The 25,809-nt window shown below is 45.5% G+C and carries 19 protein-coding genes and 1 tRNA gene; 7 read left to right on the top strand and 13 right to left on the bottom strand.

Features of this window, described 5'->3' with window-relative positions:
* Window positions 1–123 precede the first annotated feature (123 nt).
* Window positions 124–1,104, top strand: a complete 981-nt coding sequence (locus tag A3729_RS17380; protein WP_068516467.1) for a response regulator — start codon at window positions 124–126, stop codon at window positions 1,102–1,104.
* A 430-nt stretch (window positions 1,105–1,534) separates the two neighbouring features.
* On the opposite strand, the gene A3729_RS17385 is transcribed toward A3729_RS17380, so the two are convergent.
* Window positions 1,535–2,632, bottom strand: a complete 1,098-nt coding sequence (locus tag A3729_RS17385; RefSeq protein WP_068516468.1) for a hypothetical protein — start codon at window positions 2,630–2,632, stop codon at window positions 1,535–1,537.
* A 230-nt stretch (window positions 2,633–2,862) separates the two neighbouring features.
* On the opposite strand from A3729_RS17385, the gene A3729_RS17390 reads away from it, so the two are divergent.
* A complete protein-coding gene (locus A3729_RS17390; protein WP_068516472.1) occupies window positions 2,863–4,116 on the top strand; it encodes an NAD(P)/FAD-dependent oxidoreductase in 1,254 nt (417 codons plus the stop codon).
* A gap of 10 nt (window positions 4,117–4,126) precedes the next feature.
* The gene (locus A3729_RS17395; RefSeq protein ID WP_068516476.1) at window positions 4,127–6,835 is read left to right on the top strand and encodes a nitrate reductase; all 2,709 of its coding nucleotides are present in this window, start codon (window positions 4,127–4,129) and stop codon (window positions 6,833–6,835) included.
* A gap of 51 nt (window positions 6,836–6,886) precedes the next feature.
* Here A3729_RS17395 and A3729_RS17400 read toward each other — a convergent pair whose 3' ends face one another.
* The 4 genes from A3729_RS17400 to A3729_RS17415 all read right to left on the bottom strand — a co-directional run bounded on the left by A3729_RS17400 (window position 6,887) and on the right by A3729_RS17415 (window position 12,183).
* A complete protein-coding gene (locus A3729_RS17400) occupies window positions 6,887–7,093 on the bottom strand; it encodes a hypothetical protein (protein ID WP_068516480.1) in 207 nt (68 codons plus the stop codon).
* A gap of 130 nt (window positions 7,094–7,223) precedes the next feature.
* Window positions 7,224–8,783 carry an FGGY-family carbohydrate kinase gene (locus A3729_RS17405; protein ID WP_068516483.1) on the bottom strand — a complete coding sequence of 520 codons (1,560 nt, stop codon included), beginning with the start codon at window positions 8,781–8,783 and terminating at the stop codon, window positions 7,224–7,226.
* Entirely contained in the window at window positions 8,783–10,465 is a 1,683-nt protein-coding gene (locus A3729_RS17410; protein WP_197470275.1) for a glycerol-3-phosphate dehydrogenase/oxidase, read from the bottom strand. Before A3729_RS17410 ends, A3729_RS17405 begins: the two co-directional genes overlap by 1 nt.
* Before the next feature lie 98 nt (window positions 10,466–10,563).
* Window positions 10,564–12,183, bottom strand: a complete 1,620-nt coding sequence (locus A3729_RS17415) for an FAD-binding oxidoreductase (protein ID WP_068516487.1) — start codon at window positions 12,181–12,183, stop codon at window positions 10,564–10,566.
* Window positions 12,184–12,377: 194 nt separating this feature from the next.
* On the opposite strand from A3729_RS17415, the gene A3729_RS17420 reads away from it, so the two are divergent.
* Window positions 12,378–13,412, top strand: a complete 1,035-nt coding sequence (locus A3729_RS17420; RefSeq protein ID WP_068516490.1) for an AraC family transcriptional regulator — start codon at window positions 12,378–12,380, stop codon at window positions 13,410–13,412.
* A 20-nt stretch (window positions 13,413–13,432) separates the two neighbouring features.
* Here A3729_RS17420 and A3729_RS17425 read toward each other — a convergent pair whose 3' ends face one another.
* Window positions 13,433–14,551, bottom strand: a complete 1,119-nt coding sequence (locus A3729_RS17425) for a sensor domain-containing diguanylate cyclase (RefSeq protein ID WP_068516496.1) — start codon at window positions 14,549–14,551, stop codon at window positions 13,433–13,435.
* A 271-nt stretch (window positions 14,552–14,822) separates the two neighbouring features.
* Between A3729_RS17425 and A3729_RS17430 the strand changes: the two genes are divergently transcribed.
* From A3729_RS17430 to fghA, 3 genes are all read left to right on the top strand, one after another.
* Window positions 14,823–14,899: transfer RNA gene (locus tag A3729_RS17430), tRNA-Met, on the top strand.
* Window positions 14,900–15,438: 539 nt separating this feature from the next.
* Window positions 15,439–16,548 (top strand): S-(hydroxymethyl)glutathione dehydrogenase/class III alcohol dehydrogenase, encoded by a 1,110-nt coding sequence (locus A3729_RS17435; RefSeq protein ID WP_197475897.1) that lies wholly within the window; start codon window positions 15,439–15,441, stop codon window positions 16,546–16,548.
* 37 nt (window positions 16,549–16,585) lie between these two features.
* Window positions 16,586–17,437, top strand: coding sequence for an S-formylglutathione hydrolase (gene fghA, locus A3729_RS17440; protein ID WP_068516502.1), 852 nt, complete (start codon window positions 16,586–16,588; stop codon window positions 17,435–17,437).
* Between the two features lie 41 nt (window positions 17,438–17,478).
* Here the strand turns inward: fghA and A3729_RS17445 are convergent, their stop codons facing one another.
* From A3729_RS17445 to A3729_RS17475, 7 genes are all read right to left on the bottom strand, one after another.
* Window positions 17,479–18,141, bottom strand: a complete 663-nt coding sequence (locus A3729_RS17445) for a cupin domain-containing protein (RefSeq protein WP_068516504.1) — start codon at window positions 18,139–18,141, stop codon at window positions 17,479–17,481.
* A 235-nt stretch (window positions 18,142–18,376) separates the two neighbouring features.
* The gene (locus A3729_RS17450) at window positions 18,377–19,558 is read right to left on the bottom strand and encodes a hypothetical protein (RefSeq protein WP_068516507.1); all 1,182 of its coding nucleotides are present in this window, start codon (window positions 19,556–19,558) and stop codon (window positions 18,377–18,379) included.
* A gap of 95 nt (window positions 19,559–19,653) precedes the next feature.
* Window positions 19,654–20,826: a hypothetical protein gene (locus A3729_RS17455; RefSeq protein ID WP_156490166.1), complete on the bottom strand. Its 1,173-nt coding sequence runs from the start codon at window positions 20,824–20,826 to the stop codon at window positions 19,654–19,656.
* A gap of 278 nt (window positions 20,827–21,104) precedes the next feature.
* On the bottom strand, window positions 21,105–22,325 hold the full coding sequence (locus tag A3729_RS17460) for an iron-containing alcohol dehydrogenase (protein WP_068516511.1): 1,221 nt from the start codon (window positions 22,323–22,325) through the stop codon (window positions 21,105–21,107).
* A 60-nt stretch (window positions 22,326–22,385) separates the two neighbouring features.
* Complete coding sequence (locus A3729_RS17465; protein ID WP_068516514.1) at window positions 22,386–23,195, bottom strand: hypothetical protein; 810 nt, start codon at window positions 23,193–23,195, stop codon at window positions 22,386–22,388.
* A gap of 2 nt (window positions 23,196–23,197) precedes the next feature.
* On the bottom strand, window positions 23,198–23,992 hold the full coding sequence (locus tag A3729_RS17470; protein WP_068516515.1) for a hypothetical protein: 795 nt from the start codon (window positions 23,990–23,992) through the stop codon (window positions 23,198–23,200).
* Between the two features lie 44 nt (window positions 23,993–24,036).
* Window positions 24,037–25,755, bottom strand: a complete 1,719-nt coding sequence (locus A3729_RS17475; protein WP_156490165.1) for a hypothetical protein — start codon at window positions 25,753–25,755, stop codon at window positions 24,037–24,039.
* Between the last annotated feature and the right edge of the window lie 54 nt (window positions 25,756–25,809).

Below are 25,809 nucleotides of genomic sequence, written 5' to 3' on the forward strand. Positions count from 1 at the left end.
AGAATTTTGTAGCAACTAAGCACGCTGACCATAAGCGCTTAGCGCTACACGCGATAGCCGAAATAGTAAACGGATTTGTATATCGTATTGAAGAATCAGAGACTCGGATAAGGACCTGGACTCATGCCCAATCTCGATCTTTCCATTCTAGTAGTGGATGACACAAAATTCAGCAGCACAATCATAGCCAAAACGCTTGGCAAAGCAGGCTATAGAGACGTCCGCATCGCCAACGATGCCAACACAGCCCTAGCGATGCTAGACAAGCGCCAAGCTAGTGTACTCATTGCAGATTGGTTAATGCCAGAAATTGATGGCTTAGAGTTAACAGCTCAAGTCCGGCAGTTAGATGAGCAAAACAACCACTTTACTTATGTAATACTCTTGACAGCGAAAGAAGGTAGCAGCGCTCTAAATGAAGCCTTCGACAAAGGTATCGACGACTTCATCTTCAAGTCAGAAATGTCTAAGCAACTTCTTCCTCGCGTGTATGCCGCAGACAGAATGTCAGAGCGACAGAATACTTTACTGTCTGCAAATCATTTGCTCATTGAAAACAATAAACACCTCGAAGAAAAGAATATTGTCGATATTGAAACAGGTATTGGTAATAAACGTCTCGCGCAAGAGACTTTAGCAAACTTTCTGAGGCACACCGAGTCTCGTGGTGGCGCAATTAGTTACATGCTAATTGATATCAAAAACTGGCCTGTCATCAAAAAGCAGCACAACCACATGACCTGTGAAGAAGTCGCACTAGGTATAACGCGCCGCTTAAGAAGCCTAATTCGCCCCTTAGATGTTCTTTGCCGCGTTGCAGAACATCAATACGCGATCATCGCTAACTTTGGCAACATAGATCATTGCTCTATCAGTTCTTATCGCCGCATTCATGATGGTATAAATCTAAAATCTTTCCGCACAGCTTCCGGTTATGTGTCAGTCAAAATCGCATCATGTATTTGTACAGTTGATGATAGTGCCTCAGTGCCGCGCGTAAGTGACATAGAAGAAGGCTGCCAACAGCAAATGCGCCAGGCAATTGAAACAGACACGATTGTAATCTCTCGCTGGAAGAATGAGCCGAACACTAGCATACTGTAAATAGCCCGATTAATACTCCAAAATGGGATAGCACGGCAAGGGGTTGATCATGCTAGGGGTGAAACCCTCCGCCTGCCGTTTTCGTTATTTATTCAATATAAGTAGACTGCCAAAGCCTGTAGACCGAGCCGTCTATAGGCTCGCTAGCAGGCTAGTACATCACATCACAGCACCTCACAATAGCAACACAATCCCTTACAAGACCTTACTCAAAAACTATATTGTTACGGCCTCTTATAACCTAGAATTATTTTCGTGGATTTGAGTAGTATCCCCCGTTAGCGGAGGGTTTTGTTGTACCTCCGCTGTTTTTTCGGGCTGCTATTATCCAAAGCTATTTACAAGTTCTTCATCATTTTCGTTTTGCTTATCTTCAAGCAATTTAGGGCTAAGTTTTTATGAACTTAGCCTTTTTTTGTGTCTGTCCGCTTTAGTAAAGGCGTGTTCTTAGCACTTTCTCCAGGTCATCAGATAACAAAATTTCAAACCTGATACCGATAAAAGGGTTAGTTTTATATTCATATTCCCTAGGAAATGTTGTGCCAATATTCAACTGATAGAAAAACCAGCCTTTATACAAATTACGTCGATAGCGAATTTGCGCAAAATACTCTGATACAACGGTATGATGCTGTCGTTCATCGGCAGAAAATCCAAACGAGTATTCCAGCGCTCGCCGCTGATTGATGTCATGGAAAAAAGCAAGGTTTTGAACGTATCGCCTGTGTCCGTACCTTTCATACCAAACAACGGAAGACTGTAGACGAAGCAGATAAAAGTCACCAACCAAGCGATCAAAATCGAAAGATGATCGGGCTCCTGCCCCCCGGCTTTCATACCAAAACAACTCTGGAGAGAAAGTTAATGACCACTTTTCTGACAAACTCCAGCTACGAATTCCTCGAGCCCTTGAAAATATATCGGGGTCCAAATTTGCTTTAAGCCCCCAGTCAAAGGAAAGGCGATCCCAATGGCGTGCATCAAATAAAAGCCTAAAACTTGCATTAATGCCATCCTCACCGGACTCTTCACTCAAGGAGGACCTAGTACTCTCCTGATCCACGGAGTTTTCTGCTTCTTCATCTTCACTTTCCAAAATAAAACGAAAACGTCTTTTTGTTATGGGTAAATCTAAACTAAAACGCAATCTATGAAGCGCTTCTGTCCCATAGTATTTCGACTCACCTAAGCCCAAATAAAGTTTTACATAACTTTGATTGTGATCTGAAATGGCTTCTAGATCACCCATCAAACCATCAATATATGCGCCTAAAGCAACGATATCTCCGGCCAATGCTCTGCGTTTTGTTTCAATCCAGGAGATAGTCGAATTATCGAAGTAAGGGGAGCCCTCTGCTATCTCATCTTGAGCGCTTGAGTCACCCTCATAGGAAGCTGGCAAGGCGATGTCGGTCTTTTTGAGTTCATTAGCATCGACATAAGAAATGCGCCACGATAACAACACACAGATAAAAACAAGCAAACGATGAAACATTCTATAATTATTTTTATATCGACCTTGGCGCATCAAACAACCCACACGTTGAACCAAAATAGTGCAAAACTAATCCATCCGTGAACCGTATATGAACTTAAGCTAAGTCAATCTTAAGTGCCTTATTAAAGAGACTTGCAGCGTACTTAACCATGTTGAGTTAGAATCATACCTCCAATGGTATATAAATTGCTGCGATAACTTGCAAAAATTAGCAATGTATTGATTATAGCATTCATAACACGGCAGTACGGAGATTAGAGATGAAGCAGCAGCTTGTGGTAATCGGAAACGGCATGGCTGGAATGAAAGCTGTAGAAGAGTTAGTCAGCGCCTCTCCTGAAAAGTTTGATATTACGGTCTTTGGTGCTGAGCCCTACGGCAACTACAACCGAATCATGCTATCCCCCGTACTCTGTGGAGAAAAGTCCATTGAAGATATCATTATTCATGACCGGCAATGGTATCACGACCATAATATAACCCTGTATTCCGGAGCAGATAAGCTGGTTATTGATATCGATAGAAGCAAACGTTGCGTCACAGCACGTGATGGCACTCAAGCACGTTATGACAGACTACTGATAGCAACAGGCTCTAAACCCTTTATTCTTCCTATTCCAGGAAGCAAACTCGAAGGTGTGATCGCCTTTCGCGATATATATGATGTCAATAAGATGCTTGCCTATAGCGAGACAAAAAAGAATGCAGTGGTCTTAGGCGGCGGGCTACTAGGTCTTGAAGCAGCCAACGGCCTTGCGCAGCGAGGCATGCACGTTACCGTTATTCATAGCAAGGAAGTGCTCCTTAACAGACAGCTCGATGCGACAGCCGGTCACTTACTCCAGCAGGAACTCACAAGCCGAAACGTTAAGTTTAAAATGCCGGCCGAGACAGAAGAGCTTCTTGCAGATGATTCAGGGCATGTTAGAGCCGTTCGCTTTGCCGATGGAAGTGAGCTCGACTGCGACTTATTTGTTATGGCGATTGGCGTCAGGCCAAATTTTGAACTGGCTGAGAAAGCGGGCTTACATTGTGAAAAAGGCATTGTTGTCAGCGATACATTACAAACGTACGACCCTAGCATCTATGCTGTGGGGGAGTGCATTCAGCATAGAGGCGACACTTTTGGCCTGGTAGCACCTTTGTTCGAGCAAGCCAGAGTATGTGCTAATCACCTCAGTGGCCACGGTGTTGCGGAATACAAGACTCTCCCCAGTGCGACCAAATTAAAAGTAACCGGTATTAACTTATTCTCACTCGGTAATTTCTTAGGTGATGAAGAAAGCGAGGAAATCCGTTTTTCTGATCCTTCTGCCAAGGTATATAAAAAGCTTGTTATCAAAGATAGGCACATCATAGGCGTTGTTCTATATGGCGATACCAAAGACGGCTCATGGTATCAAAGCTTACTTGAACAGCGCTGCAATATCGAAGACATGAGAGAGTTTTTGATATTCGGCCAAGGCTACTTTCAAACCGCCAAGCAAACTACCACCTTAGATTTAGCGGGTTAGGAACATCAAGATGACTCAAATGATCAACTCAACAGAGACAAGCACAAAACCGCAGGAAATAAAGACCACCTGCGCCTACTGTGGTGTAGGCTGCGGCATTATTGCAACAACACACGCTGATAACAGGGACGTGACAATACAAGGCGACCCGCACCACCCAGCTAACTTTGGCCGTCTCTGCTCAAAAGGCTCGGCACTAGGTGAAACCCTAGATCTATCTAGCAGGCTATTGAAGCCCATTATCAAAGGGAAAACGGCCAGCTGGGATCAGACTATCAATCATGTCGCTACCCGATTTAAAGAAACTATCGATCAATATGGCCCCGAGTCCGTTGCGTTTTATGCTTCTGGCCAGCTCTTAACCGAAGATTATTACGTCGCTAATAAGCTGATGAAAGGGTTTATTGGCAGCGCCAATATCGACACTAACAGCCGTCTATGCATGTCTTCCTCCGTCGTTGGCCATAAGCGCGCCTTCGGCAGCGACACGGTTCCCAACTGCTATGAAGATTTTGAACTCTCTAAGCTAGTTGTTCTGATAGGCTCTAACGCAGCATGGTGCCACCCGGTACTGTTCCAACGCATCAAAAAAGCCAAAGAAACAAACCCGGACATGAAGCTCGTCGTTATTGACCCTCGAAAGACCGATAGCTGCGATATTGCCGACCTGCATATTCCAGTGAAAATGGGTAGTGATGTCGCCTTGTTTAACGGCTTACTCGCCTTCTTATATCAAGAGGGAGTAATCGATAATGACTACCTCGAACGATATACTGAAGGCTTTGATCAATGTATTTTGGCTGCGCAGCAAGATGCCTTCAATATTTCAACTGTCGCCGAGAAGTGTAATGTTGCCCCCCACATCATCAAGACTTTTTTCGAATGGTTTCGTGATACACAAGAAACATTGAGCCTATATAGCCAAGGGGTCAATCAGTCTTCGTCCGGCACTGACAAAGTTAACGCCATTCTCAACTGTCACCTAGCAACAGGGCGCATTGGAAAACCTGGCAGCGGCCCCTTCTCATTAACGGGGCAACCCAATGCAATGGGGGGGCGTGAAGTTGGCGGTCTAGCAAACCAACTCGCGGCTCACCTAGAGTTTAATGAACAGGACACAAGCCTACTTAGTGAGTTCTGGAATACCCCAAACCTTGCCAATACACCAGGCATGCCAGCGATTGAGCTCTTCGACGCCGTCGCATCAGGAAAGATCAAAGCCCTATGGGTCATGGCAACCAACCCGGTCGCCAGCCTTCCCAATGCAGAAAAAGTAAGGAAAGCCATTGAACAATGTGACTTCGTCGTTGTGTCTGACTGTGTCGCTCATGCGGATACCTTAGATCGAGCCGAAGTCAAACTGCCCGCTTTGGGCTGGAGCGAAAAAGACGGTACTGTCACCAATTCCGAACGACGAATTTCGCGCCAACGAGCGCTGCTACCACCAGCAGGTGAAGCCAAGCCCGACTGGTGGATTATCTGCCAAGTAGCCAAAGCCATGGGCTACCACGAAGCATTTAATTTTAAATCTGCTGCCGATATTTTTCGGGAACATGCAGCACTAACAGGCTTTAAAAATACGGCTGAACAACGGCCTAGAGATTTCGATATCTCTGGCTTGGCAGAGCTTAGTGACGAACAATACGACTCGCTAGAACCTGTGCAATGGCCCGTAAACAACACTCACCCGAATGGTGTAAAACGATTTTTTTCTGAAGGAGGTTTCTTTACCGCCTCCGGCAAAGCCAAACTCATAGCACTCAGACATCGCCCACCTGTTAACTCATTGTCAGAGGCCTGGCCCCTTGCTTTGAATACCGGACGGGTTCGAGACCAATGGCATAGCATGACCCGCACTGCCTTATCAGCGAGGCTAAACCAGCATAAGCCGGAGCCCTATGTCGAGATCACTCCTGAAGACGCTCATAAGTTCGGTTTAAGTCAGGGCGATATAGCTGAAATAGAAAGTCATTGGGGAAGCATGCTTGCACGAGTGGAGGTCACTAAACGCCTTCCGCAGGGAGAGCTATTTGTCCCCATGCACTGGACCTCTCAATTCAGCAGCCAGGGGCGCGTTGGAGTAGTCGTTAACCCAGAGATTGATCCAATATCCTTCCAACCCGAAAGCAAGCACACGCCGGTTAGCATCAAAGCTTACCAAACCAACTGGCACGGTTTTGTTATTTCACGTCACCCTTTAATTCTTGATGGCATTGACTACACCGTACTCATCAAAGGCGATGGCTACTTCCATTACGAACTTGCAGGAAGGCGGCAAATCAAGCACTGGCAAACCCATCTGTCCAGTCAAATCAGAATCCACTCAGGAGAGCTAGAGTGGCAAACCTATCAAGATGAGCATCAAGGATTATTTCGAACCGCCTGCTTTAATGAAGGCATACTTCAAGCTGTGCTCATCGTAGGTTCGAACTACCAACTACCCGAGCGAAGCTGGATCGCCTCATTATTTAGTCATACCGATAAGCACCCTGAAACCTTAGATACAGAAAGCCGCATGGCTTTATTAACAGGCAAACCACCCATAGGTACGCCGGATGTCGGTAAAATCATATGCGCCTGCTTTAATGTCGGGAAAAAAACCATTCAAACGGCAATAAAGGAACACCAACTAACAAGCCCACAGGAAGTTGGAAAAGTCTGTAAAGCTGGCACCAATTGTGGCTCTTGCGTACCTGAGATAAAAGCGCTATTTACTTAAGGGCAAGCTGACAATAAGCCTCGTACAAGCTAAGTACGAGGCTTATTCCTCCTAAGGGTCGTAGCGGCTAACGAGTACGGTACTCGGCTGACGAGGGGTGTTAAAGCCTTCCGAGGCTTGCTCATTAATTTCGATCAAGGGCACATCTGAAACTAAAGGGTCGAGTTGCTGGGCGTCTTGCCGAACAATCCAATAGCTTGCAACAAACGAAACGGTGAGCGCTGAGTATAAAATGGTATTTCGAGTATATTTTTTCATTCATTAATCCCTGCTTTTTATTTTTAAATTTTTACAACGGAATAAGAACAACACTGATCTTTTTTTAACCAGAAATATGAGTCTACTCTTTCATTTTTATACTGTCTACTATTGAAATACAGATCCCAAACTACTCAGGGTAACCTGTAATATCGCGAATTGTCTTATAAAGTGGTTGCAGCTGGGGATACATCTTCAAATAAACTTCTTTATACAAACGAGCATACAACTTAACTCGTTCAGGGTTTGGCTGAAACACCTTGCCAACACGCGCCATATTCTCAATGGCTTCATCGAAGCTTGCATAAACGCCTAAACCAACAGCAACATCAATGGCAGCCCCTAAGCCAGAGGTTTCATAGGTGTGAGGTCTTTCTGCAGGCATACCAAAGACATCAGCAGTTAATTGCATCGCGGCATCACTTTGAGAGCCGCCCCCCGAGACACGCAAGGTTTTCACCTTAAGCCCGTTTCGCTTTTCCAGACGCTGCATGCCTTCCTTTAAGCCGTAAGCCAAACCTTCCAGAATAGCGCGATAGATATGGGAGCGAGTATGCACATCACCAAACCCGATAATACCGCCTTTTGCCTCCGGCCCAGGGTCGCGCACACCCGGTGACCAGTATGGTTGCAACATAAGCCCCATCGAGCCCGCCGGAACCTGGTTCACCAGTTCATCAAATAACTGTTCAGGTTCTATGCCTCTCTCTTCGGCTATCTTTTGCTCTCGTAGGCCAAACTCTTTTTTGAACCAACTCACCATCCAAAAACCGCGATAAATCATAATCTCGGATGAAAAGTACTTTGGAATTGCAGCCGGATAAGCCGGCATGTATTTAATCGGTCCAATATGTTTAGAGTTAGTTGTATTGATTGTCGCTGTCGTGCCATAGCTCATACAAGCGATATCAGGCCGGTTGCCGCCAGAGCCGATAATCTCGCAGGCTTTATCAGACGCCGAGGCAATGATAGGTAAGCCTTCATCTAGCCCCAAATGAGTTGCTGCCTCTTTGGTCAAAGCACCTAATGATTCCCCAGGATCTACCAGCTCAGGTAACATGTCTTTGCACAAAGAAGGCAAAATCTTAAAACGCCAGTCTGATTCAGCAGCCCACTTTAACTTCTTATAATCAAAGGGAATGTAACCAACCTGGGCACCAACAGAGTCTTTAAATTCTCCCGTTAGCTTAAAGCTCAAATAGCCTGATAACAGCAGAAACTTATGTGTCTTGCGCCATATTTCAGGCTGGCTCTGGGAAATCCATAATGCCTGCGATTTCTCTCGAAATCGATGTACAACATCTTCAACCCCGGCGATTTTAAACAACCACTTCCAAAAACCGGGCACATCCCCTTTTACCTCTGCCCTACGCTGGTCTAGCCAGACAATGGCTGGCCTCACAGGCCTTCCCTGCTCATCAACATTAACGACCGTACCGCGCTGCGTGGTGACCGTTGCTGCAATAATCCTGGAACGATCAATATCAGCTGCAGCCCATAGTTTATCGCAAGCTTTTTTTAATGAAGACCAGTAATACTCTGGATCTTGTTCAGCCCAGCCCGGCTGGCTAGAGAAGTAAGGCTCGAGCTCTTGTTTGCCCTTAGCGATCAAATTACCTTGGGTATCAAATATTATGGCCCGAACACTTTGAGTACCGTTATCAATGGTGAAGATATACTGCTCGCTCATCACACCACCCGCTCTTCTTTTTTGGCTTCTTCGACAGGAAGAGAATAATGAGCACTAATAATACGCTGATACCTGCTCGCCTCCTGATCCCAACGAGGCTCATCCCAGCCTAAAGCTTCCAAACAATGAGCCTTGACGCGAGTAAGCACGGCCTCACCACCTTTAGGAAGAACAAGTCCTAAACGAGTGCGGCGCAGCATTAGATCGTCTAAATGCACGACTAGTTGAGTTTCACAGGCATAAACAAGCTCAGCGAATATGGTATCACTAGTCAAGACTTTGTCTGCTAACTCAGGTTTCCTATCTACCAGCTCAACGATACGTTCTGCGCCAAAGCCATAGCGTCCTTTTAGCCTACGAATCTGAGGTGCATTGATATGAGCTGAAGCCATTACATGGTCAGTCTCAGGAAAGTGTGTACTCGACTTAAAGTCTTCAGGTTTCCGATTTAAATATCTCGCCGCCGTTTGAAGCACATCCAAGGCGATTAAACGATAAGTCGTCAGCTTACCTCCTGCAACGCTCACCATGCCTCGATTATCCCAGACAACATGTTCACGCTTTTCATCAGAAGGCTTTGCCGGTTTACTCAAGTCAGCTTCTTGCTTGCTAGAATGTTTACTGACAACAGGGCGAACACCCGAGTACGTCGCTATAACATCGCTTTCAGAAATCAAACTATTTGGGAATTGCTGATTCACAGCAGCTAACAGATACGCTACTTCGCCAGCGCTTATGCTGGACTCGTCTCGACTACTTTGCTTGTGATCAAGGTCCGTTGTCCCGACAACCGTCACACCTTCCCAGGGGAAAGCAAACACTGGCCGCTTATCTTTCGGGTGAAAAAAACTCACAGAATACGCCACTGGCAAGCGCCACTGAGGCAAAACTAAATGGCTGCCACGCAGAGGCCTTATTACTTTGTTTTCACCGAGCTGTTGTCGAAGTTCATCTGTCCATACCCCGGCAGCATTGATGACAACATTTGCCTGCAACTCAAACTGTTCAGCACTCAGTTGGTCTTTCAGCAAGACGCCCGTGACTCTGTCATTTTCGTCCTTGCTTACTTGCTCTGCTCGCAGATAATTGATCGCAACACCGCCGTCGCGATTGCCCTCTTCCAATACACGTAAAACCAAACGAGCATCATCGGTAGAAGCGTCAGCAAATTGAGTGACGCCTTTTAACTTTTTGGTAAGCAAGCCCGGGACTAAAAAGTCTAATATGCCTCGTTTGAAAAACTGCCGATAGCGCTTCCCTGCCATGTAGTCGTAAATAGCCAAAAGTTTGTTAAACACCCAAGGCCCGGGAAAAACACCTTTGTAATGCCCCATAATAAATGGCAAAGGCTCAACTAAACCGGGCAACTCATCCATCAAGTTCTGACGCTCTTTGACCGAGTCATTAGCTAAGGAAAATTGTCCACTTCCCAGATACCGCAGTCCGCCATGAACCATTTTTGATGAACGTGATGAAGTCCCCCAGGCAAAGTCTTTTTGCTCTATCAAGAGGGTTTTCAAACCCTGCGCGACAGCCTCGCGATAGATTCCGGCACCGGTAATCCCGCCACCAACAATCACCAAGTCCCAAGCCTTTCCAGAGCGCAGCACATCTAAGGCTAACGCTCGGCCACCTGGCGCCCAATAAGCAATAGAGGATGCATATTGTTTATCTTGTGACACGGCTTACCTCCGTCGTCGTCATATCGCAGCTGTCACGCCGAGAGTTTGAAAAGTTATAATTTTTTTGGACCGTAAATTGAGCCGAGCTTGCAAAAAAGCTAGTCGAACAGGCTTTTTACTCTGTCATCTTCTATCAGGGTTCCCGGGTTCAATAAGCCCTTCTCATCCATGGCTGCAAAAGCAGTTTTAATGAGGTGCATTCCTAACTCGCCCTTCTCTTTTGGAAGGAAAGGAGCATGATCTTTACCAACTCCGTGCTGATGACTGATTGCACCGCGATTGTTGACGATAATCTCGGAGGTAGAAGATTTCATATGCTTCCAACGCTCTAAAGCTTGCTCGCAGCTCTCACCGGCTCGATACACATAAGTCGTATAAATACTGCAACCCTGGCCGTAGAAGTGTGAAAGATGGGTAAAGACATGGACCTTTTCATTTTCAGCGCTAAGACTATTGCGTAAATTGTCTTCAATTTTATTAAGTAGATTATCTACATTATCCCAGTCGGTTGCCGTTTCAAGGGTATCAACCACATAGCCCTTTTCCCAAAGAGCTTCGCGTAGGTAAGGCATCTTAAAGCGTTTATCAGCCCACTTCTTACCCAAAAAGTTACCGGTGTACACGCCATGATAACGACGAATCATGCTCTTCATTAGTTTGTGGGCAGGGCGGCACTGCTCAGGCAGCCCCGTTATACCCAAGGTCATCATGCACTTGCCTTCAGCAGCACCTTTAAAGCTCAGATACTTTTCAAGCATTGATATCTGGCCAGGGTGACCAGCCAAAGCAAGTTGGGTCGTGGTTTCAACGGCATTACTTAAGCGCAGCATCGATAGTTGAACCTTACTCTGAACCATATAACGAGCTGCTTCCTTTGCTTGCGTCCACGAAGGGAAGAAAATAACGTAAAAGTCTTCTTGCTCTGCTAAAGGTGTCACTCGTACCTTAACTTCAGAGATTACGCCCATCCTCCCTTCCGAGCCCATAAAGATCTCTCTTACATCCGGGCCGCCTGCCGAGGCAGGAATGGTTTGAATATCCATACGCCCCTTAGGTGTTTCGACACTACCACCAGCAAACATTTGTTCGATGCGTCCATAACGCAGAGACTGCTGTCCACTAGAACGGCTCGCTACCCAACCACCAATGGTCGACAGCTCAAAGCTCTGGGGAAAGTGCCCCAAGGTATAGCCTCTAGAACGAAGCTGAGATTCAACTAAAGGCCCAGGTGTACCGGCACCAAAGGTAGCAATCTGACTCTCCTCATCCAAATCTATCAAGCGAGTCATTCGACCTAGCGATAAAGTTAGTATCGGTTCATCAGATTCAAAAGGGTTAATATGCCCCGCGACGCTGGTTCCACCACCATAGGGAATCAGGATAATGTCATGTTCATAACAAAACTCGACCAACTCAGCGACCTGATCTTTAGTTTCTGGAAAAGCAACGCCGTCGGGGAAGAATTCAAAGCGGCCACTTCTCATGGCAAGCCAGTCAGGCAGACTTTGACCGCGAGAATGACGAAGACGCTGTTCCGGGTCTTTATCAATCAATATATGCTCAGGTAAACGACTTTCTGGAACTTGAGCCAAAACTTCACTCAGCTGTGCATCCGCTAAAGGGCTGGAAGCACCCACTAGATCACTAAGAAATTGCTCACCCGTAGGTGGCAAATCCATTTTGTTTGCTTCATCTCCCCAACCATTCCAACGACGCATGCGTTCACCTATATATATTCAAATTTAGTTTAAAGTGCCCAGCATCTTAACAGCGGACAACACTCTAGAAAGACATAGCTCGAAATAATAACGGAATAAACTATAATTTCACTGACAATTTCAGACATTATGATCATCAAATTCAGTCAGTGACACTTTTTGTGCTCTCAAACTTCCTGCGAGAAGAGTAAATTATGAAACACCTGGGCTTTGCTTCCATTCCTGCCGTACAGCAATATTTACAATATGCTCAGAGCAAACAAATCGATACTCATCAAGTCATTCTCGACTCAGGGATCGACCCGAATGTTCTGGCCAGTGCAAATGGGCGTATTATTGGAACCCAGTTCCAATCTCTTATTAAACATCTTATCGAACGCGCTAATGACCCCTTGCTCGGGCTTCATACCAGCCAATTTGTTCAGCCAGGCTCCTATAGTGTGCTTGGCTATATCACTATGAGTTGCGCCACCATCGGTGAAGCCATGGATAAAATACAGCCCTATGAAAGACTTGTCGGGGATATGGGAACAACCAGCTTTAAAGATTTAGGGAACAGCATCTTGCAGTGCTGGCACTGTATTTACGACGACCCGATTGTCAGGCCTCATATGATCGATAACGTGTTGGCTTCGTGGACAAACTTTGCACGCTGGTTAGCAAACCAAAATGCCTCTGCTGAAAAGATACTAATCGGGCGCCCCGCTCCTTCTGCAAAGCTCCAAGAAGAATATACCCGCTTCTTCAATGCACCCGTTGAGTTTGAGGCTCAGCACAACGGTATTGTGCTAAATAAAGACCTACTGTCTATTTCACTTCGCCAACCCGATAACCTGCTACTCAAAACTCTTGAATCTCATGCTAGTGAGCAAATGACTCACCTTAGCCTGGCTAGTGAGAACTTTGCTGATAAAGTCAAAGCACTCATTCGACACCAATTGAATCTAGGCAGCGCAAGAAAAGAACTCATTGCGAATGAACTAAACATGACCGAACGAACACTGCAGAGAAAACTCGTCGCTGAAGACAGTTCTTATCAAACGCTGTTAAATGAAGTCAGACTAGACTTAGCGACCGAACTTCTGAAAAGCTCCGAAATAGGAATTCAAGATATTGCTTATAACCTGGGCTTTTCTGACGGGCGCTCATTTCATCGCAGCTTTAAAAGTTGGACCGGTATGACACCAGGGCAGTACCGAACAGAAAGTTCGCAATTGAAAAGCCTATAAAACCGACAGCTTGGCGAGTATTAGTCGGTACTCACCAGGCCAGCCTTGGCAACCACGACATTATCCTGGGTTTCAGGAACACTTACTCGTTTGGAAGGTTTCTGACGCTTCATTTCATAAAGCCGCTCATCGGCTATTTTAAGCATCATTTTAGAGTCGACTCGATCCATTGATTCTGTCGAAATCACGCCATAACTAATCACAACAGGAATTACCTTATCCTCGACTCTGAGAGGCGTATTCAAGAGATGCTCGCGAATACGCCCTGCAATAATATCAGCGCCTTCTTGGCGCTGATGAGGCAGCAACACGACAAACTCATCACCAGCAAAGCGGAATGCCAAATCACTCTTTCGTGTTAACTCATTCAGATGATGTGCAACATGCTTGAGATAACTATCACCACAGTCATGACCGCAGGTATCGTTGACTATCTTGAAATCATCACAATCGATAAACATGACCGCCAAATCTTCTTTCTGGCGCGCATGACGACTTAACTCTTGATCAAGCGTTTCCTCTAACTCTCTACGATTACGTAATAAAGTAAGCGGATCTCGCGTTGCCAAAAAGCTAATCCTTTCTCTTGCCCATACACCCGCTAGCGAGAAAGAGACTTTTACAGACAACTGCTTCAGAAAGAAGCTATCTTTGCTCGGGCTATAGCGCTCGGCGGAGTTTGAACCCAGCATCAAAGCCCCTACAACCTTGCTATCAATCACAATAGGCAATACAGCCAGCGAACGAACACCGTGAGGCTCGGCATTGCGTTTCACTTCAATAGGCATGAGCGAGTGATAGCGCTTGATGTCACGACTAACCAAAATTGGCTCTCGGACACTCTGAGTCGCTCCTAGAAAATCCACCATACTCACTGTGCGCAGAATGACAGGCGCTTCTTTATCAGCTTTACGCTCAGCTTCGCGCAAAGTATCAATCAGATGAGCGTTAGAAGGCGTTTCCGTCAAAACCGTCCACACATGCTCGATTTCGAACTTTTCCTGCACCAGCGACACCAGCGCCATAAAGAAGTCCGAACAACGAGTAATGTTCATAATCGCAACTTCTATATCGAAGAGGTTACGAGCGATTATTTCGTTACGCCTCGCGGTCGCAACGAGGTCATCAACTGAGGGCATCCAAGAATCTCCGGCTTGGGATAGGTATAACTAAGACATCTGTATATTGTAGTTTAAATCGCTTCCTCTGTAGAAGCATAACGCAATTTTATCGCGGCAATTGGACTCAGATCATCACCAGACAGTGAATTCACCCGCCACCCGCATTAATTAACACATAAAAATCCGTTTTTATTAAATAAGATGGAATTAGGCTTGACGGGAAGCACATCGATGGATAGTATACGCGCACATTGATTGAGGCAACAAACCTTGATCAAGACGAGATTGATGCGGGGTGGAGCAGCCTGGTAGCTCGTCGGGCTCATAACCCGAAGGTCGTCGGTTCAAATCCGGCCCCCGCTACCACATTAAAAAGACTAGTTAGTTATCTAACTGGTCTTTTTTTTCGCTTGTAGAAAGTAGCATCCATAACTAAATCATTTTCTTTAACAGAAGTTCAATCGAGTCTGACCCCGTTGATTCAATAGAGCCACGTCTATCACTCCTTTTTCTCCTGCCTTTGTTGAAGCAGGGATAGGTTTATACGTGGGTCAAAATTCGATGCAAATATTTGGGTTTAATGGGTCAGTTTTGGGTGCAAATCAACAAAAAAGGTCTCAGATCTATTTCTTAACATATTTGCAAAAGTTGAGTATTGAGGGGTTTAACCAAGGTACATTAAAACGAGCATTTGCCTTGCGAAAGAAGTCGCCACAATGATCACCTTAACAGGGCGTCCGCTTTAACTGGTGCGGATCATTAAGCCACCAACCTAAAACAAAAGCGCTGGAAAAAGTTTAGGAATATGTCAAGATTGGAACACGCTTCGGCCGATATAGGCTTGTAGCTAATCTGATTGTGAATTTCATCTTTCCCCCCGGAGAAACCTTGTGACTGACCAGTTTATTAAATCTAAAGCCGCCGTTGCTTGGGGCCCTAACACACCCCTGAAGATCGAAGAAGTCGATGTTATGTACCCGAAAGCGGGCGAGGTCTTGGTAAAGATCGTTGCAACCGGGGTCTGTCATACTGATGCCTTCACCTTGTCAGGTGAAGACCCAGAGGGAATTTTCCCATCAATCCTTGGTCATGAAGGTGGTGGTATTGTCGAAATGGTCGGTGAAGGCGTTACAAGCGTCGAAGTCGGCGACCACGTAATCCCGCTTTACACAGCTGAGTGTGGTGAATGTAAATTTTGCATGTCGGGGAAAACAAACTTATGCCAGGCCGTACGGGAAACCCAAGGTAAAGGGTTGATGCCAGACGGCACTACTCGTTTTTATAAGAATGGTGAACCAATCTATCACTATATGGGCTGTTCCACTTTTTCTGAGTATACCGTTTTACCAGAGATTTCCTTGGCGAAAGTAAACAAAGATGCTCCCCTTGAAGAAGTCTGCCTGCTAGGTTGTGGTGTAACAACAGGAATGGGTGCTGTCTTGAACACAGCTAAAGTACAGCAAGGTGATACCGTTGCCATCTTTGGCTTGGGCGGTATTGGTTTATCCGCTATTATCGGTGCCCGTATGGCAGGCGCTAGTCGTATTATCGGCATCGATATCAACGAAAGTAAGTTTGAACTCGCCAAGCAGTTAGGTGCAAGCGATTGTATTAATCCTCAGAATTTTGACAAGCCTATTCAAGAGGTCATTGTTGAAATGACCGATGGAGGCGTGGATTATTCATTTGAGTGCATTGGTAACGTTAATGTCATGCGACAGGCACTAGAGTGCTGCCATAAAGGCTGGGGAGAATCCGTGATCATCGGCGTTGCGGGTGCAGGTCAAGAGATTTCAACAAGACCCTTTCAGTTAGTCACCGGACGAGTTTGGCGCGGAACTGCCTTTGGCGGCGTAAAAGGTCGATCTGAACTGCCAGGTATCGTTGAACAGTATTTGGCTGGAGAGTTCGGTTTACAGGAATTCATTACGCATACTATGCCGCTCGAAGAGATTAATAATGCCTTTGATCTCATGCATGAAGGCAAGAGTATTCGCAGCGTCATTCATTACTAAGACATTTTATTAGATAACAATATTAAGCGACCGCTACATGACACTAAAACAAATAAATCAAGCAAGAGTCTTTGGTGGCTGCTATCAGCAGTTCACACATACATCGGATGTTTTGGGTTGTGATATGCGGTTTTCGGTATTTATACCTTCAAAGGCATCAACTGGAAGCCCTCTCCCTGCAATGTACTGGTTATCCGGCCTCACCTGCACAGATGAAAACTTCATGCATAAAGCGGGTGTTTTTCGTCTGGCAGAAGAACTCGGACTCATTATCATCGCACCCGACACAAGCCCTCGTGGTGAAGATGTTGCCGATGACCCCGAAGGCTCTTATGACCTAGGCTTAGGGGCTGGCTTCTATCTAAATGCTACACAACCACCCTGGTCTTCCCACTATCGAATGTACGATTACATCGCAACAGAACTACCGAAACTTGTTGAACGCCACTTCCCTGCCTCCAGTGTAAAATCTATTTTCGGGCATAGTATGGGCGGGCATGGCGCTTTAACTATTGCCCTGAAGAATCAAGAAGCTTATCGGTCAGTCTCTGCCTTCAGCCCTATTAGCAATCCAATCAATTGCCCATGGGGACAAAAAGCATTTCTCGCTTACCTTGGCACGGATCAGAATACATGGAAACAATACGATAGTTGCGAGCTGTTAAAAGAACATGGATGTGCGTTACCGATATTAGTGGATCAAGGTGATGAGGATAATTTTCTGCTGGAACAACTAAAACCCGAAAATCTTGTAGAATCCGCCAAATCTGTCGGCGCGAATCTAGAACTCAGAATGCAAAAAGGCTACGACCATAGTTACTTTTTTATTCAAAGCTTCATAGAAGATCACCTAAGATTCCACTTTGCTCACTTAAGCAGAGCTGACTAAAAGCGTTTTAGTGTGTAGAGATACTTTCGCCTCTTAATTATCTAAGGGTTAATTGGCACGGGTAAGTGCCCAGTTTTCACCAAAATGACCGTCTCCTCTTCAACGAAGGGGTGATGCTGACTCATGTGAGGGCTACGTATCCAGCTTCCTTTAGGATAGATGCCATGCTCATCACAAAACTTTCCCGATAGGACAAAAATTTCCTCCCCTCCAAAATGACGGTGAGACTGAAAACGCTCATTACTCGGCCACTTCACCAGTGCGACATGCTCATGCTCAAAATCGTGCAAAGGCATAACCTGCAGCCTGCCGATTCCTGGCAGCCAAGAGGTAGAAGTAGTATCGATGCGTACCTGTTCTTTATCCTCGAGTGAAAACTGGTTCAGCTTGACCAAGATAACACAGCCTTGCTTACTAAACGGGGCATGGTTGCTTCCAGGCGGATTACGTATATAGGTTCCAGCGCCAAAGTCTCCTGTTTCATCTGAGAATACGCCCTCCAATACAAAAATCTCTTCACCCATTGGGTGAAAGTGCTCAGAGAAAGACGAGCCAGGCTCATACATTACAATGCTCGTGGTATGCCCCGATTCCTTAGCTTCTCGCTCCAAAGGTTTACGCCAAACACCGGCAGCAGGGCTTTTATCCCATTCCATTTTCGCTGTATCGAGAGCCAGCTTTTCCGAAAAATCCATATTTAACATTGTTAATACTCATACCTTGTGAGCATTAACAATACAGTGAAAAAAAAGACCTGACACCTTTTTTATTATTAACGGTAACAAACAGGTATATACGCATTGCCTTAAAGCCTGGGCCACAAAAATATTGATTAAGCCTTAACGAAAGCCCATAAAAAAATCCGACAATGTTGCCATCATCGGATTTTCTATTCAGCCTTATGCTAGTTTTTTACATGACTAAGTATTTCAGACTCTACTACTCAAATGAGTCCAGTATCACTTCAGACATACTTTTTCTTGAAGCATTGGTGATATACCGATATTTCTTAAACCATGACCAGTGATGGTGATACTCTACATCCACATCGATTGAGGCATTACCACTGTTTTCGTATTGATTTGCATTGCTCAATGCGAAGGTCATTGGGTGACCGTCAACAAACCATGGAAGTACCAATAGGTTTTGGAAAGACCAGATATTAATGGATTGCGGCATATTATTGTGAGGTGTGTTCTCACTCATAATGATGGGGTAGTAATAATCGTAGTAACCAGACGGGTGCTTCGAGACATACTTCACACGTCCATCTACAGCTAGATCAGACACACATGAATCAATGGACTCTTCCCTGTTAGAGCCACATGCACTATGCAGAGGTACAACACTGTCATCGCCGCCTGTAATCAGCGGGTGCGTAACGAGACCAAAAAGCTCATCACCCGTACCTGCAATACGCAAGTTAGGGATCGAATTAGACGTACCAGACGCGGCTAAGCCTCGAGCAATTTCAGGCTGCAATTCATACGTCATACCAATTCGCGTGCTGGGCAATGTAATATCTGCACCAATCCAATCGGAAATAGCATTAGCAATAGTAGAGCCGTAGTTGATACCATTAAACAGGTCAACACCTATGTTCGCCAGGTCAGTACCACCACCGGCACCCGCCATGGCGATGACCGCGTCAATGTTTAAGTTATTGGCATAATCACCCAACAGTGAAGCATTTTGAGGATCCATAACATAACGCATTACGATATCGCCCGTTGAGTGCAATACCAACACACAACCATCAACACAAAAGTTAGGTGTGTCTGCGAAGATTTCTTGCAACTGATTGGCAACAAGCTCACCATTATTACCTGGTCCAGTTAGGTGTTTACCTGAATCATAGTAAAGAATTCTAGCATGTGGGTCTGCCGTCTGATTGATCGATCCATCTCCATGCCGAACAATACCGTTACCGCCGTTGTATAGTTCAGACGTCCCCCAATATCGATAGCCATCTTCCTTACCGTTGTCACCTGGATCAGCGGCAATATGCGTGGGCCAATACCCTTGGATGAGTAAAATATTCTTACCCGCAATTTGACCTGCGAAGCTAGAAAGGCTAGACGCCGCCATGCATAAAGCGACGATATACTTGAGTATCTTCATGATAATTCTCCTGTCCTTTTATCTTTATTTTTAAGAGCTTAATTATGTGTTGAGTAGTGATTTAAGAGCTTGTCTGCTACAGAAAGTTGCTAGCCTTAGTGAGTACTCCCTAGTTGATTTAAGAAATCCAAACGTGATTGCGCGCTCTCGTCGATGTATGGAACGTCGTCATATTCGCTAAAAGAGAAACCGGCAACAGGATATGTAGACGCGCCGACCAGCCCTTGCTCCACGGTATATTTTGGTGCAGACGCCCCCCTGGTAAACGAAAGATCCCTGAGTTCATAAGGCCCTTCATGGCCCATATTTTTAAGTGCTGCGATGTGTGCTTTCAGTAAGAGCACACCGCTCTCTGAGTTGAGCTCTTCAACCGTATTCAGGTGCACAAGAGGTGTGCCTAAATCAGCAGCATAAAGATTTGCTTTAATGGCATGCAAGCCGGGAGCAGAGGTCGTCACCTGCATTGGAATCTTGAGGTATTCTCCTTCAACCTCGACCTCACCAAGCCCCTCTATAGACGCAACCGTCTTGGGGTACCTTATTAATGAGGTAATCGCATAGGTATTTCCATCAATCGTAAACTCGGCAACAACATCCATGTCTCCCTGATCGCTCACAGGAATATTGCTGAGGTCATCAAAATGCAAGCTGTATTGCTGGTGAGCATGATTAGAACCGTCATCTGAGCGAATAACACCTTGGTTTTTCGCGACAATCTGTCCACCAACTCGAACTAGCCCCGTGACATGCACAGAGTTACGAGCTTGTATGCCTGTCACATCTGCGACGGCGACAACAGGTTCGCCAGGGTAATAGTTAAACTTAGAGGTCTTGAGAGCAATACGAGGCCCTACCTCTTGTATCTCTCCATCAACGTCATCAAGATTGATCGGTCGACTAGACTGTACGGCCCGATTGGGTAAATACTCAACCAAGTCCTGTTGCTGATGAATCGGGCGCGAAAAAGTAGGGTATTTAATCTCCTGAGCAAAATGAGACGCTATTTGCTGGAAGCGATATTTGACCTCTCGCCCCTCAAAAGGATCATTCCTGTCTTCAATAGCTAAAGGCGCGTCATCGGGAGACATGTTCGCAGTCTCTGCCAAAGACTGAGCTTCAACACCAATGGTTATTTCCTGAATTTTCTTGGGGGTGCCAAGCTTTGACGTTTCCTGTACTGGTTCACTTTGAAGAGCGACAAAGCCAACTCCAGCGAGTACAGAGACGCCAGCAATCATCTTAGCATTACGAGATCTTATTATTTTCACTATCCATCCGCCTGGAGTATTTAATTACTTTGTGAGTCATAGAACGAATAGGAAAAATAATACGGCGAGTATGTATTTTATTAACCCGCCCATTTGGGGGGTATTAGTGATTTATGAGAACTAGGTTATACCCCATATGTCGGTATTGCTATTGGCACCCCACCCAATCCTGACTCTTCATTGCGGCTCCTTAAAGAAAGTCTATGCAGTAATGACAAATGCAAAGACCGAAGCAGTAAGCGTCAGGATCAAGTCTAAGTGGACTAAAAAATTCACCCTCAAGCTACAGTATTTGGTAATAGTTGCTGTAAGAGTGTATTGCAATCTTGTTCTGGCATAAATTTGGGAACAGGATAATTGAAATAGGCTTCGCTCATGGCATCTTTAACGATGGAAGGAAAGTCTTCTTCTTGAAGCTCAGCAATCGTTTCCGGGATATCGACCGCTTTATTAAACGCAAAAAGATACTCTACCACTCTCTTTGCTGATTGTTTTGTGTCGTCTCCTTGTTGCACGATGCCAACTTCTTGTGCAATCGTTGCCAGCTTGACTTCAATTGAAGGCGCTGAATATTGAATCACATGCGGTAATACAATTGCATTACCCAAGCCGTGGGCAACACCATACTTCGCACCCAATTGATGAGAAATAGCATGTACGTAGCCCAGTGATGCTTTCGTAAACGCTAGTCCTGCTTTGTAAGAAGCTAATGCCAGCGCACTTCGTGCCTCAATATTACTTCCATCCTTAAAAGCAATAGGCAGGTTTTTGAATATTAAACGAATAGCTGCGAGGGCTTGCTCGTCTGTGTAAGCACTACCATTTCTTCCGACATACGCTTCAATAGCATGGGTTAAGGCGTCCATTCCTGTCGCTGCCGTCAACGCAGGCGGTATCGTAATCATAAATACTGGATCAAGTGCGGTGGCTAAGCTGGCTGTACGAGGGTCAATAACGAAGCTTTTACTTTTAGTCTGATTATCAGATATGACGGATATAACCGTCACTTCTGAGCCTGTGCCAGCTGTTGTTGGGATAGCGTAAAACGGCAAAGGTTTCTTAAGTGCTTTGAAATAACCGGTAAGTTTTTCTGGTTTTTTCTTATTGGAAGCACTCAAGGCAATGACTTTAGCAAGGTCCATCGCAGAACCACCGCCGATCGCTAGCACGCTTTGGCAATTGTTTTCATTTAGCAGATTCAATGCTTCATTCGTGATACTGAACGTCGGGTCGGGTTCTACACGGTCAAAAATAGTCACACTAATATTAAGTTCGGCAAAACGATCAATAATCGGCTGCACCTGCCCTCTTCGAATTAGCCCAGCACCCGTTACAATCAGTACGCTTTTATGCTTCTGGCTCGCCATGTAATCGATCAAATCAAGTGAAGAGTTTTCTCCCTCGAATAACTTAGGTTCTTTAATCAACGGTAGGCTGGCTGTGAGTTTTAGACAAAACATCCAAACATAGTTTAATAGCTTTCCAAAAAAGTCGTTCATAGCGTTAAGTCCTTATTCGACTGCATTGCATAATGATAATAGCTTGTGAGCAAATTGATTCTATTCAGGAGGATGCTCTTCCTTAAAACGGCGCTGATTATCTTCGTTGATAAAATCAGGGAACCATTTTACTTTCGGGAAGAATAGCACTCTTACCAGGCCGATAAGCATCCACATAAAGCACACACTAAAGATGAGACCACAGGCCCAGGTAATGTACTCGAAGTTACCGGAGATATACTTCATTCCCCACCAGGAGATGATGTCTGTTAACGAGGCAATCAACCCAACCGGAAATATCCATTGATAGACCTTAAGGCGACTGAAGTGCATAGAGAAAGGTATACCGATGATAAAGAAGCTGGTTGTGAAGCCAAATAGGTGGGCATGCGTGAAAGCAATCAGCTTGCCTTCACCCATTTGCTGAAAATAGCTGGGTGCGTCACCATGCAAGTGGACTTGGTAATGCGCCTCCATCGCGCCAAACACCAAGGCTATGCCATAAAGTATGACCGCTACACCAATACCCCGCTGCGCCGCGATAGGCAGGTTGTGAAGATCAAACTCCATACCCGTTTGCTTGAATGGGAAAAACCAGTTGATTAAGAAGCAAGAAAAGAAGAAAAAGACCACAAGCGCGATAGGCGCTCCAATGTCTTCCCATGCTGTTTTTTCGGGTGGCACAATGACCAATTCCTCTTCAGCGATAGGCGCATCACTGAAGAAATCAAATTCTGCATTTTCTGCCAAAGCAGGACTCGCCCCCAAGCTCAGGAAACAAACCGTAAACAGTGCTAAGAAGGGTGCCCTGAATGAAGCCGTTAAGGTTAACAAGATGCTGAACAAACTATTAGCTATCAAGCCTTGCATGCTTAAGCCCCCTTCAAGCGAATATAAACCAAGGCACCGGCACGTTTAACTGCACTGTTTATCGCAGTCGCCAGCCCATCACCATCGCGCTTAGGTATTGAGTGAAGTGCTGAGCCCTTAAAACCTTGAAATAGCTCCGCCCCTAATTCGAAAGGAAGTTCCTGTGACTCTAAAGCTTTAACTTGGCTAATATTCAAGTGACGATCTGTCGACATCAATAAGAAGAAGGTTTCATTCTTATATATCACAGGAAAGATGAGACTGGTCCCTATCGGACGACGATTTGCGACAGGGATGTATATCGTGTTCTCGTCTTCACCGCTAAGCCTTACACCCATGGCCTCAGCCCGCTTAAGGTCTTTCTCAGTTAAGGTGGCATCAAGCGGTTTCCAAGCTTCAGCCTTAGGAAATAACGTTTGCACTTCTTTTGGAATAATACTGGATAAATCAAGCCAATTTCCCGGTTTAGAAGGCAGCGAATTCGGATTACCCGGGTTAGATTTTTTGACCGCTTCAACACCGTTAGCGATACCATCTTTATCACTGTCCAGCTCGGCGATCAGTCTTAAGGCGGCTTTGTTTTTTCCCTGATCTTCAAAGGCCTGTCCGTAAAAGTTTAAAGGTGTACCGCCACCTTCTTTGTGGCAAGCGTGACAAGATGGCGTATAGCCATAGTGCTGCTTGTATTGACGCGCAAAGGCAGGCATCGCGTAAATGTTTGCGGCATTCAATATCAAAACCAAGGCGAGCGATAGCTGTATGGCCTTTTTCAACATCGCTACTTGAAGTATGTGCATTGATAATATTCTCTCGATTATTCCACGATAGTGATTAGTATAGATTAAAAGCTAAACAAGCTTGGCACCGTGTCTCGCATCAGCTGTAATTCATCACCCTCTTTCCCTTCGTCACTCAAAGCCTCGACAAGCATTTTATACTGCACAGAATCTCTTGGCGGCATTAAGGTACTTTCCTTATCAGTATTCTGATAACGCTCCCAGTCCAGAACGTCTCGAATTTCTGCTTTATCTTTGATCTTATCAAGCACAATTTGCTCGTTATCACCTGACATAAAATCAAGGCGCTTAGCAGGGTTACCTCGATGACAAGTGAAGCAATACTGCTCAAACAACTTAAGTTCTTGATATTCGTTTATCTCTAACTTAGGCGCGCTACTCACTCGTGGCAAAGACATGTCAGATGTATCTAAACAACAATACTGAAGATCCTTAGCTAATAAAGCCTTCATAGTTGCCACCCGAGAAAAAGGCTTTGCTTCAAAGAATTCAACCGGTAAGTCAGAAACTCTTTGCAAGATGGCGTCTATCTTGTAGCTATAGTGAGCGTTGAGTGTTTTCAAATCTGAGTCAGTGAAGAAACTGGCGATACCATAGACACCATCGATATCCGATTTACTTAGCGTTTGTTTTGGCTCCCGCTTCGTTAATGGGTCCTGCCTTGGTGGCAGAGGTGGTAGCTTTTCAAACGCATTGAGATCTTCATTGTCTTTGGCGCCGTCACCAAAGCTAATATCAGGAGTAAGGGTTGCGTATAGCCACTCGGTAAAGGTGTTTGACTCACCACTTGGGTCTCGATTAGCCAAGTCGGATTGTGGCACCTTAATGCCCGTCTCGGGATAAGTATTCGCCCAGAGCTTGAGTAAGGTATTCACCTCTTTACTCATTGAATCAAACAAGCCTGGCTGATCTGCGTAACGTAGAGCGAGTGACAATAGTGCACGTCGACACTCATTGCCTTCGACTCCACAAGCATCTAGCCATACGCGCTGGCTAGCTACATGAAAATTTCCAACATCAGTGAGTTCATCAAAACGCTCAGGCGTAGCCAGCGGTTGTTCAATGTCTACCCCCCAATAAGGCTCGTTACCTCTGGCCGCCTGTATACGTTTAGCAACACTTAACTGTCCATTGGTTTCTTGCCAAGGGCGCTGCGAGAAAATAGGCCCGCCCCCTTGGTGGCAGGTCAGGCAGATCGCTCGACGAGTATAGACAATTCTTGGCACACACCCTTCACAATAATTTTGCACCAGCTGAAACTCAAACCGCCCTGCGCCTTCATTGTAGCTAAGCACCTCTATTTCATTTGCCCCTTCGACTAGCGCAACAAAAAGCTGGCCTTGGGTATTCATACCCAAACCCGCTGGGGTGTTTTCTTCCTGAAAGTCTGGCGCAATCAGTATTCGAGGTAAATGATGATCAGCTTGGCCTTTTAGCAGTGAACGGCCATCAGGAATCAGCAATGACAGCGGCGCTTCACCTTCAGGGTGCTGGCTCTGCAAGAGCTTGATCATTTCAGTAAAAGGGTAAGGCAAGCCATCATTCTGCGCGATTATATGGTCGAACAAAGAACGGGTTCCCTCAGGAGGGAGGTCTGTATCAGGTATCAGCTGACTATGCAGAGACGACTCTTCTACACCATCAAGAGATTGAGTGAGTTCAGAAATAGACGGATTATCAGCGTGATTGATAGACCAATATGTAATGCCAATAGCGAGCATACACAACAGGACTAACGCACTTATTGCTCTAGATAGATTCATTATTAACATTGCCCAGCTAAAGCAGCCCTTGTGATAACAAAGCTGCCTCAGCTC

This window comes from Oleiphilus sp. HI0043 (assembly GCF_001634935.1).

Bases quoted from the DNA above. Each gene is read 5' to 3' on its own strand.
- A3729_RS17380 (WP_068516467.1), top strand. From the start codon at position 124: ATGCCCAATCTCGATCTTTCCATTCTAGTAGTGGATGACACAAAATTC.
- A3729_RS17465 (WP_068516514.1), bottom strand. From the start codon at position 23,195: ATGCAAGGCTTGATAGCTAATAGTTTGTTCAGCATCTTGTTAACCTTA.
- A3729_RS17470 (WP_068516515.1), bottom strand. From the start codon at position 23,992: ATGCACATACTTCAAGTAGCGATGTTGAAAAAGGCCATACAGCTATCG.
- A3729_RS17415 (WP_068516487.1), bottom strand. From the start codon at position 12,183: ATGCGTCGTTGGAATGGTTGGGGAGATGAAGCAAACAAAATGGATTTG.
- A3729_RS17385 (WP_068516468.1), bottom strand. From the start codon at position 2,632: ATGCGCCAAGGTCGATATAAAAATAATTATAGAATGTTTCATCGTTTG.
- A3729_RS17450 (WP_068516507.1), bottom strand. From the start codon at position 19,558: ATGAAGATACTCAAGTATATCGTCGCTTTATGCATGGCGGCGTCTAGC.
- A3729_RS17475 (WP_156490165.1), bottom strand. From the start codon at position 25,755: ATGAATCTATCTAGAGCAATAAGTGCGTTAGTCCTGTTGTGTATGCTC.
- fghA (WP_068516502.1), top strand. From the start codon at position 16,586: ATGACACTAAAACAAATAAATCAAGCAAGAGTCTTTGGTGGCTGCTAT.
- A3729_RS17405 (WP_068516483.1), bottom strand. From the start codon at position 8,783: ATGAGCGAGCAGTATATCTTCACCATTGATAACGGTACTCAAAGTGTT.
- A3729_RS17420 (WP_068516490.1), top strand. From the start codon at position 12,378: ATGAAACACCTGGGCTTTGCTTCCATTCCTGCCGTACAGCAATATTTA.
- A3729_RS17460 (WP_068516511.1), bottom strand. From the start codon at position 22,325: ATGAACGACTTTTTTGGAAAGCTATTAAACTATGTTTGGATGTTTTGT.
- A3729_RS17445 (WP_068516504.1), bottom strand. From the start codon at position 18,141: ATGTTAAATATGGATTTTTCGGAAAAGCTGGCTCTCGATACAGCGAAA.
- A3729_RS17425 (WP_068516496.1), bottom strand. From the start codon at position 14,551: ATGCCCTCAGTTGATGACCTCGTTGCGACCGCGAGGCGTAACGAAATA.
- A3729_RS17395 (WP_068516476.1), top strand. From the start codon at position 4,127: ATGACTCAAATGATCAACTCAACAGAGACAAGCACAAAACCGCAGGAA.
- A3729_RS17400 (WP_068516480.1), bottom strand. From the start codon at position 7,093: ATGAAAAAATATACTCGAAATACCATTTTATACTCAGCGCTCACCGTT.
- A3729_RS17390 (WP_068516472.1), top strand. From the start codon at position 2,863: ATGAAGCAGCAGCTTGTGGTAATCGGAAACGGCATGGCTGGAATGAAA.